This window comes from Streptomyces minutiscleroticus (assembly GCF_014650875.1).
Classification (GTDB): domain Bacteria; phylum Actinomycetota; class Actinomycetes; order Streptomycetales; family Streptomycetaceae; genus Streptomyces; species Streptomyces minutiscleroticus.
On sequence record NZ_BMVU01000119.1, the window covers coordinates 1 to 8,818 of the forward strand.

Genomic DNA, 8,818 nt, shown 5'->3' on the forward strand with positions numbered 1-8,818 from the left:
TAGGCGGCGATCTCGGTGAGCAGGAACGCGGGCCGGGCGACCTCCACGTGCCGGTGGGCGGGGATGCCGTAGGCCGCGCTCTGGGCGGCGGCGAGCGCGCGGACCTCGCTGAGCCGGGTGTAGTCGGCGGCCAGCGGAGATGTTCCGAGTTCCGCGGCGATGGCCGCCGTCTCGTCGGCCGATCGGCCGACCGGTACCACCGTGGCTCCCCGCCGGGCGAGTCTGCGTGCCGCGGCGGCACCGATCCCGGAACTGGCTCCGGTGATCACGATGGTCTTGCCCTTCAGGTCTTGTGTCATTGCTGGCCTCTCTGATCATGAGCGTGCAGCTTTGGCCTAGCACGGGGCGTTCTCCGAGACTCAAGCCGGATCCGTCCGTTGTCGTGCTCTATGTCAAGCGGAAAGCAGTTTGCTCTTTGTGGTTGCGTATTTGGCGAGCACGCGGCGCAGAGACGCGAGGTGTTCCTCGCTGTATGCCAGCTTGCGGCGCTTCTGGAGGTTCTGAGGCTTGGGAAAGCAGTACCCGGACACGCCCTCGAGTGCTGGGTCGCTGGCCAGTGCCACGATGTTCTTCGCTGACTGCTCGGGGGAGATCCCGAACGCGGCGGACATCGCTTTGCTGGTCATCCTCAATAGTGCAGGCTGGGCCCGGCCGATTCCGGTGTTCGCGACTACACCCGCGTTGGCGCCGTTGATCGCGGGCCCGTCCGGGTGTTCGGCAGCGTACATCTGCTCATAGAGCGCGCTCGCTGACTGGGCCTGGCTGATCGCGCGCATGATGGTGTAGTTCTTTTCCAGAGACGGATCGTCCTCGAAGAGGCGCGGATTCTTCGGCGGCTGGGCGCTGACGAAGACCACACGGCCGTCATCAGCGCTGGCCAGTTCCGGTGTGAAAGCCTCGGTGAGCAGATAGCGGCCCAGGAACTGCGTCGCCCAGCTCCCTTCCAGGCCGTCGGCGCTGACCACCCGTTTGGCGTTGAGCGCACCGGTCGAGTGAACGAGCGCGTCGAGCCGTCCGCCCAGTTGCGGCCTGAGCGCGCTGACGAACTTCTCGATGTCCGCGAACAACGTGACGTCCAGCGGCAGGAACTCGACCCCTGCTGGCGTGTGGGGACGAAGCCGGGCAACGGCGGCTGCGCCCTTTTCGGCGCTTCGGCCTGCAATCCAGACCTTGTAGCCCTTCTGGCCGAGGCCTTGCGCCACGGCCAAGCCGATCCCGCTGTTGCCGCCAGTGACCAGGGCGCTACGAGGCGTCCCATCACGCTTGCTCATATCGAAGTCCTTCATGATCGCTACCGCGCGGAGATCTCGCGGGGTGGTGGTGAAATCGACGGCGTGCATAAAACTCTGCTGCTTATCGAACTCGGTGACGAGCCCTTCGCCCCGCCAGCTTGTACAGAGCCGGTGCGGCATCAAATGGGGACTGCTCGGTCGCTCGGTCCGGTATGACTTACTGCCCTGCACGCGAATTGGCTATTTGAGCCGAATGTGCCCGGCGCCGGACGCCGGATGAGTGGCTGGGTCAGACGGCCGACCACCCGTTGTCGACGGGGAGCACGGCGCCGCTGATGTTGCTCGCGGCGTCGGAGGCGAGGAACACGGTGGCCGCGGCGACTTCCTCTGCCGCGGCCAGGCGGCCCACGTTCTCCTGGTAGCGGCCCACGACGGAGGCGCCGTCGTCATCGAGTGTGACGGTGTCGGTGATGGAGGTCTGGGTGCCGCCGGGGGCGATGGCGTTGACCCGGACACCGCGGTCCCGGTACATGACCGCGGTCGACTTCGTCAGTCCGATGATGCCGTGCTTGGAGACGGTGTACGCGGTGCCGGCGGCACTGCCGCGCAGGGCTGCCTCCGAAGCGGTGTTGACGATGGCGCCGTTGCCGTGGGCCAGCAGGTGGGGCAGGGCGGCGCGGGTGAGCAGGAACGGGGCGGTGAGGTTGATCCGGATGACCCGTTCCCATTCGGCATCGCTCACGTCGGCGGTGCCGGTCATGCTGTCCATGATCCCGGCGTTGTTGACGAGCACGCTGAGGTGGCCGAAGGACTCGACCGCGGTGGTGACCACCTCGTCGACCGTGCGCTGGTCGCTCAGATCGCCGATGACCGTGCGGGCGGTACCGCCGCTCGCCTCGATCTGCTGGGCGACGGCCTCGGCGCCGACCGGGTTGATGTCCGCGATGAGAACCCTGGCTCCCCGGCTTGCGAACCGCAGCGCGGCGGCGCGTCCGATGCCGGACCCGGCGCCGGTGACGACCACGCCTCGTCCTTCGAATTCGGTGTTCATGCTGCCGCTCCTGTGGAAGTTGCGGGTACGGCGTCCTGCCAGCGGGCACGCAGGGCGATGGACTGCCGCCAGGCCAGGGTGTTCTTGGGTGGCATGCCGACGGACAGGACGCCGGTGAGGCGGTCGCCGGTGCGGAAGACGGCGGTGAACTTGCGTTCTTCCAGGCTGCCTTCGGCGATCCGCATCTCGTCGTGGCCGCGCAGGTGGCCGTAGGCACGGATCTTCATCTCGTACTGGTCGGACCAGAAATATGGAACGGGCGCGAAGGGCCGCTGGGCGCCCAGGAGGTTGCGGGCGGCGGCCACGCCCTGCTCGGTGGCGTTCGTGCGGTGCTCGATCCGCATCGACGTGCCGAACAGCGGGTTGTGCCAGCGGGCCACGTCACCTGCGCCGTACACCCCTGGTGCGGCGGCGCAGAACTCGTCGCAGACCAGCCCGTCTTCGAGGGTGAGGCCGCTGCCGGTCAGCCACTCGGTGTTCGGCCGGGAGCCGACGGCCACCAGCACCGTGTCCGCCTCGACCACACTGCCGTCGTCGAGGCGGACGCCACCGGGGACGACCTCGCTGACCCCGGTCCCGGTGCGCAGGTCCACGCCGTGGTCGAGGTGGACCTGGGCGAGGACGCGGCCGACGTCCTCGCCGACCGCGTGGGCCAGCGGGACGGGCGCGGGTTCGAGGAGGGTCACGCGGGTGCCCAGGCCGGCCGCCACCGACGCGGCCTCGGCGCCGAGGAACCCGGCGCCGACCACGGCCAGTGTGCGGCCAGGGCCCAGGCGGTCCTTGAGGGCAAGGGCGTCGTCCAGGGTGCGCAGGGCGTGGGCCGGCGTGCCGGGCAGCAGGCGGGGACGGACCCCGGTGGCCACGATCAGTCCGTCGTAGGGCACCTCCGTACCGTCGGCGAGCAGCACGGTGCTCTCGGAGATGTTGACGCCGGTGGCCTCGCAGCCGTAACGGGCATCCAGGTGGAGGGCATCGAGATCGGCCGGGGCGCGCAGGGGTAGCCGGTCGGGGCTCCAGGTGCCGGAGAGGATCTCCTTCGACAGGGGCGGGCGGTCGTAGGGTGCGGCGGGTTCGTCGCCGATGAGGGTGATGGTGCCGGTGTGGCCCTGTCCGCGGAGGGTTTCGGCGGCGGCGAGGCCGGCGGCGGAGGCGCCAACGACGACCACGCGGCCGGTCGGGGTCACGCTCACGACTGCTCCAGGCGGATCGCGGCCGCGGGGCAGACGGTGGCGGATTCGCGAACCGCGTCGTGGAGTTCGGCCGGCGGGTTCTCGGTGAGCAGGACGACCATGCCGTCCTCGTCGCGCTGGTCGAAGACGTCGGGGGCGAGCAGTACACACTGGCCCGAGGCGACGCACCTGGGGACGTCGACTTCTACGTGCATGATGTTTCTTCCCTGTTCTCGGTGGTGGGGATCAGGTAGTTGCGGTCACCAGGTGACGGGCAGCTCGACGACGCCGTAGACGACGGTGTCCTGCTTGAAGGCGATCTCGTCCATCGGCACGGCGATCTTCAACTCGGGCAGCCGGCGGAAGATCTCGGGCAGCACGATCTGGAGTTCGACACGAGCCAGCGGCTGGCCGAGGCACTGGTGGATGCCGTAGCCGAACGCGAGGTGCTGGCGGGCGTTGGCGCGGGCCAGATCGAGGTCACCGGGAGCGGTGAAGAATTCCGGGTCGCGGTTGGCGACGTGGATGGGAACGATCACGCCCTCGCCCGCGCGGATGGTGACGCCGTCGATGGTGACGTCCTCGACGGCGGTTCGGCGCAGCCCGCCGTGCACGATGGACAGGTAGCGCAGAAGCTCCTCGACCGCGCCCGCGACCTGTTCTTGCCCGCCGAGGATGTGCGGAATCTGGTCGGGGTGGCTGAGGAGGGTGATGGTGCTCAGCGCGATCATGTTCGCGGTCGTCTCGTGCCCGGCGAACAACAGGAAGGCGCTCAGGTCGGCGGCGTCCTGATCGGTGATGACACCCTCATCCACCTGCGCGGCGAGCCGGGTGATCACGTCGTTCCCGGGCCTGGTGCGCTTGGTCTCCACGAGTCCCAGCAGATACTCGGCGAGACGCGCGAACGCCTGCATGGACTCCTGCGCCGTGGTGTTGAAGTCGACGATGGCCCTCGAGTGCTCCTGGAAGAACGCGTGGTCCTCGTACGGCACACCCAGCAGCTCGCAGATGACCAGCGACGGCAGCGGCAGCGCGAAGTGCTCCACGAAGTCGGCGGGACCGCTCAGCTCGGTCAGGTCGGTGAGGAGCTCGTCGGTCAGGCGGGCGATGGCCGGGCGCAGCTCGGTGATGCGCTTGACCATGAACTCCCGGGTCAGGGTGCGCCGCATCGCCGCGTGGACGGGGTCGTCGTGGCTGGCGAAGAAGCCGCGCGGGTTCTGCACCGTGTCTTTCTTGAAGGTGGGTGCGCCGGGACGGGTCGGATCGCTGCTGAACGCCGGGCTGCCCAGCACCGCGCGGGCGTCCTCCCACCGGGTCACCAACCAGGGGCTGAGCTGCCCCTCCCACAGAGAGACACGGGAAATGGGCTGCTTCGCACGGAGCTCGGTGTACAGCGGCGGGGGATCCAGGGGTGCGTCCCGCGGGCGAGTGAGCGTGAACGCGGGAACGGTTGGAGACGAGGTCACGACTGTGCCTTTCCATCATCGGCTAACACTGTTAGTCGAACAGAAGTTACACTAACAGTGTTAGCCGATGGGGGGGAAGCCCCTGTGTCGGCCGGGACGAAGCACCGACCGTTGCAGGCAGGGCTGCACCGAGGGCCGTAGGCTGCTGCAGCCAGTGAGGAGGAGGCGATGAAGTCGCAGGTCAAACGGGTCCCCAACGCGCGGGGCCAAGGCGAGCGATTGCGGCAGGAGATCCTCGGCGCGGCAACCCGCATCCTCGAGGAGACCGGACGCGAGGACGCGCTCTCCCTGCGCGGGATCGCCCGCGAGGTCGGCATTTCCGCACCCAGCGCCTACCGGCACTTCAAGAACAAGGCCGACCTGGTCACCACCGTCCTCGACGCCACCTACCGGGCACTGGCCGTCGCGATGAGCGAGGCCGGCGAGTCGGCCGCCGCAGCAGGCGCGGACCCCTGGGGGCGCGTGCGAGCCACCGTCACCGCCTACCGCAGGTTCGCCATCGACAAGCCCCGCCGCTACCGGCTGATGTTCAGCCTGGAGTACGAGCCCGACCGGCCACCGGCCACCGACCACCACCCCATCGGCACCATGCTCCAGGCATGGACCGACACGACTGACGCCTACCTCGCCGAAGTGGCCCCCAGCCGTCGGTCGGAGGCGCAGGACCTGGGCATCCACCTGTGGACCGCCCTGCACGGCCAACTCGTCTTGTGGCACACCCTGCCGAGCCCCGCCGCCGGCAACGAAACCATCCTGATCGAGCTGGAGGAGTCCTTGCTGCGACGCCTGCTCCCGGCACCGCAGGCTCCGAGCCCCACTGAGTGACAGTTCAGGATGGCTCCCCGCTCCCGGAAAGCGGACGAGGGTGCCCGATCATGTGCCACTCAAAAGGTCATCGCCCCACCTCACGCGGCATGCCTGTCCCGGGTTCGACGTAATTCGGCAGCCTGGAGTCGCGAATCCGGGCTCTGACCTGGGTGGACGTGCGGGTGTCCGCCTGGAGGGCGTTTCTCTAGGCGGCCGCGTTTCAGCTGGTCAGCGGGGTGTGGGCTGAGAAGGCTTCTCGAAACCGAGTGTGGGGCTGGGGTTCCCGTACGGGTGTGCTGTTCGGGTGAATGTGGCTGCGCGAGGGCATGGAGACAGGGCCTCTCGGTAGCACAGAGGGTGTCGACGCCGCTGTTCACCGGGAGGCCCTGTTGCCGCAGTTGTATCGCTCTGCCAGGGAAGAGTCCATCTCGGACACACGGGCGTGTGACTGCTTCGCCCACCTGTGCGGGAACGCTGCGGACAATCCGTGCGGCGGGCACTGCTATCCAACCGACATGACGGACGCGGAGTGGGCCGTGGTCCGCGCCGTGCTTCCGGTGCCGGCGTGGGGCGAGGGCCGGGGCGGCCGGCCGGAGGAGTACTGCCACCGGGACATACTCGACGCGATCCGGTACGTGGTGGACAACGGCGTGAAGTGGCCCGCGCTGCCTGCCGACTACCCGCCGTGGAAGGCGGTGCACCGGTTCTTCACCCGCTGGCGCGAGCAGGGGCTGATCGGCGAGTTCCACGACCGGCTGCGCGCCGCGACCCGGGAGGCGCACGGCCGGGACGCGGAGCCGACAGCGGGGGTGATCGACTCACAGTCCGCGCGCGGCACATCCACGGTCTGGGCCGCGACCAGCGGTTATGACGCCGGAAAGAAGATCAAGGGCCGCAAGCGGCACATCGTGGTGGACACCCTCGGCCTGATCCTGGCGGTCATGGTCACTCCCGCCTCGACGGGGGACCGCGCCGCCGCCCAGGACCTCCTCGCCCGGGCCACCCAAGAACACCACCGGCTCCGGCGCGCATGGGCGGACAGCGGCTACACCGGCATGCTGGTGGGCTGGTGCGCCACGGCCCTGAACCTGATGCTCACCGTCATCCGCCGAAGCGACGACCACAAGGGCTTCGTCGTGCTGCCAAAAAGGTGGATCGTGGAACGAACTTTCGCCTGGCTGTCCCGCTCCCGGCGCCTGGCCCGTGACTACGAACGGCTCCCGGCGAGCTCCGAGGCGATGATCCTGTGGTCGATGACCACCATCATGACCCGCCGTCTGGGCCGTCGGGGCAGGCGAACCGGCCCGGCGCAGGCTCCTGCGCCCATCCCCGCGCAACGAGCCGCTTGAGCTTCACCCGCACACCCTCGATCTTCGCCGGGACCGTCTCCAGCCCCAGCAAGGCAGTAGCCTCCCGACAGTTCAGGGGCGCCGCGCCGATGGCGCGACGCTCGGCCAACAGGCCCATGACCTGCTGATACTCCGCAGCCAGCACCTCGATCGACAACCCTGTGCGCCAGATGGGAACCACCGACCCGGGCCTCGCCGCCGGCGACACCACAGCCCCGTTCCTGGCCGGCGTCTTCTCCGCCTGACCGCTCGGGCCCGCGCTCTCAGCCCCGCTGCACACCTCGCCGACCCGCCTGCGGGCGATCAGCCACTCGTCCCACTCCGACTGCGCCGCCTCCAGCTCGGCCTGCAATTCCTCCACCCGCTTGCGAGCCGCCCGCTCCCGCTCCTCTAGCCGCCCCAGCACCGATGCCATCACGCACCTCCAGCACGCCACCTCCACGGACGCCCCGGACCTACCTCCCCCGCCCCGGCACTATGCCTGACCAGCACAAAACCGGCCCCCACACTCGGTTACGAGAAGCTCTCTGAGTACACCGTTACTTGGCCCGACAGCACCACCACCACGAAGAAGGCCCTGCGCCTGGTCAAACAGGGCGATGAGTGGCTGGTCGACCAGTCCGAAGAGATTGCCGCTTCCGACGAAGCGCACGGCAATCCGGTCCGCGACGCCTTGCTAAGAGAGTGATTCTGCCATTTGCGGCGGGAAGCAGGCGATGGCCGGTCCGCAACAGCGCGTGCTGCTGCGGGGCGTGGTGGCGAGCCACGCCATGCCGGCCATCGCTGCGGTATCCGGTCCGCACGGGATCAACAACCCATAACCGGATGCCGCGTCTGTGGGGGCGGCGAGGTCATGCCTACCGCCGGGGTGCTACCTGGCTTCGCGCGCTGCTTTCTGCTCGAGGACCCGCCGGCGCGTCCACCGCCGGCGACCGCCTTTCTCCGTCAGCGCATCCACGGTTTTCAGCAGGGGCAGGTTTCCCTGGGCAAGGCTACTGCTGAACGAGTTGATGCTCTTGAAACCGAGTAGGGCGGCGGCCTGCGAGGCTCCCAGCAGCTCGTCCGGGTCCCCGTCGACGGGGACGTCCGGCAAAGACGGCGTTGTGCGTCCGGAGACCGCACGCCTGCCGCTGCCCGGCCGGGTGGCGAGCCAGGCGTCAAGTGTCCGCACCCGCCACTTCTCTCGGCGGATAGGCTTTTCGGGAGTCCCGAGTTCCTCCACGACGTCAGGCTCTGGGAAATAGCCGGGGTGGTCCCGCCTGTAGGTAGTGACCTGCTGGCGGTTCTTATAGCCGCAGTACCTGGAGGCCTGGGGGCCGTTGAGGAGCGTGTCAGGGTCCAAAACAGGGGGCTTGTGTTGCTGGAGGCGCGACGGCTCCCGGCTGTCGAACCACTTGTCCACTTCGCCTTCGTCCCACTGGCGGGCGCGGCCGCGGTGCCCGACGATCTCCGGGAAGCCGTTGGTCTCCCGCTCGAGGTACAGCGCGCTGATACGTGCAGGGGTCAGCCCGTGCTTGGCGGCGATGTCTACGGCCCCAACGATGCGCCGAACGGAGCGGGCAGCCATAACCGGAGAGTCCCATTCTGTGGAGCAGAGCCGGCCTGCCCGGCTCGCAACGCATATAATGGCGTCACATTCGGGCGGGTGTCCAGTCCGCTGGCCGACTTCAGGCAAGGAAGCTCTGCGGTTCACTCCTCCGGGAGGAGGCTGACTCCCCGGCGGGCGGCGTCTTCGGCCATGCCG

The 8,818-nt window shown here is 68.7% G+C and carries 10 protein-coding genes; 2 read left to right on the plus strand and 8 right to left on the minus strand.

What is annotated here, in order from left to right; genetic code table 11:
• The 6 genes from IE271_RS39450 to IE271_RS39475 form a co-directional block, all read right to left on the minus strand.
• Window positions 1-299: SDR family NAD(P)-dependent oxidoreductase (locus IE271_RS39450; RefSeq protein WP_229919944.1), on the minus strand; the 299-nt coding region annotated here is incomplete at its 3' end.
• A 93-nt stretch (window positions 300-392) separates the two neighbouring features.
• The gene (locus tag IE271_RS39455) at window positions 393-1,463 is read right to left on the minus strand and encodes an SDR family NAD(P)-dependent oxidoreductase (protein ID WP_190195262.1); all 1,071 of its coding nucleotides are present in this window, start codon (window positions 1,461-1,463) and stop codon (window positions 393-395) included.
• 58 nt (window positions 1,464-1,521) lie between these two features.
• Complete coding sequence (locus tag IE271_RS39460; RefSeq protein WP_190195263.1) at window positions 1,522-2,283, minus strand: SDR family NAD(P)-dependent oxidoreductase; 762 nt, start codon at window positions 2,281-2,283, stop codon at window positions 1,522-1,524.
• On the minus strand, window positions 2,280-3,473 hold the full coding sequence (locus tag IE271_RS39465) for an NAD(P)/FAD-dependent oxidoreductase (protein WP_190195264.1): 1,194 nt from the start codon (window positions 3,471-3,473) through the stop codon (window positions 2,280-2,282). The genes IE271_RS39460 and IE271_RS39465 overlap by 4 nt, the downstream gene beginning before the upstream one ends.
• Window positions 3,470-3,667, minus strand: a complete 198-nt coding sequence (locus IE271_RS39470; protein WP_190195265.1) for a ferredoxin — start codon at window positions 3,665-3,667, stop codon at window positions 3,470-3,472. Before IE271_RS39470 ends, IE271_RS39465 begins: the two co-directional genes overlap by 4 nt.
• Window positions 3,668-3,712: 45 nt before the next feature.
• On the minus strand, window positions 3,713-4,918 hold the full coding sequence (locus tag IE271_RS39475; RefSeq protein WP_190195266.1) for a cytochrome P450: 1,206 nt from the start codon (window positions 4,916-4,918) through the stop codon (window positions 3,713-3,715).
• Window positions 4,919-5,086: 168 nt separating this feature from the next.
• On the opposite strand from IE271_RS39475, the gene IE271_RS39480 reads away from it, so the two are divergent.
• The gene (locus IE271_RS39480; RefSeq protein ID WP_190195267.1) at window positions 5,087-5,743 is read left to right on the plus strand and encodes a TetR/AcrR family transcriptional regulator; all 657 of its coding nucleotides are present in this window, start codon (window positions 5,087-5,089) and stop codon (window positions 5,741-5,743) included.
• Between the two features lie 497 nt (window positions 5,744-6,240).
• Entirely contained in the window at window positions 6,241-7,074 is an 834-nt protein-coding gene (locus IE271_RS39485) for an IS5 family transposase (RefSeq protein ID WP_190195268.1), read from the plus strand.
• On the opposite strand, the gene IE271_RS39490 is transcribed toward IE271_RS39485, so the two are convergent.
• Window positions 6,989-7,489, minus strand: coding sequence for a hypothetical protein (locus IE271_RS39490; protein WP_190195269.1), 501 nt, complete (start codon window positions 7,487-7,489; stop codon window positions 6,989-6,991). The genes IE271_RS39485 and IE271_RS39490 overlap by 86 nt on opposite strands.
• A gap of 456 nt (window positions 7,490-7,945) precedes the next feature.
• The gene (locus tag IE271_RS39495) at window positions 7,946-8,641 is read right to left on the minus strand and encodes a hypothetical protein (RefSeq protein ID WP_190195270.1); all 696 of its coding nucleotides are present in this window, start codon (window positions 8,639-8,641) and stop codon (window positions 7,946-7,948) included.
• Window positions 8,642-8,818: the final 177 nt, after the last annotated feature.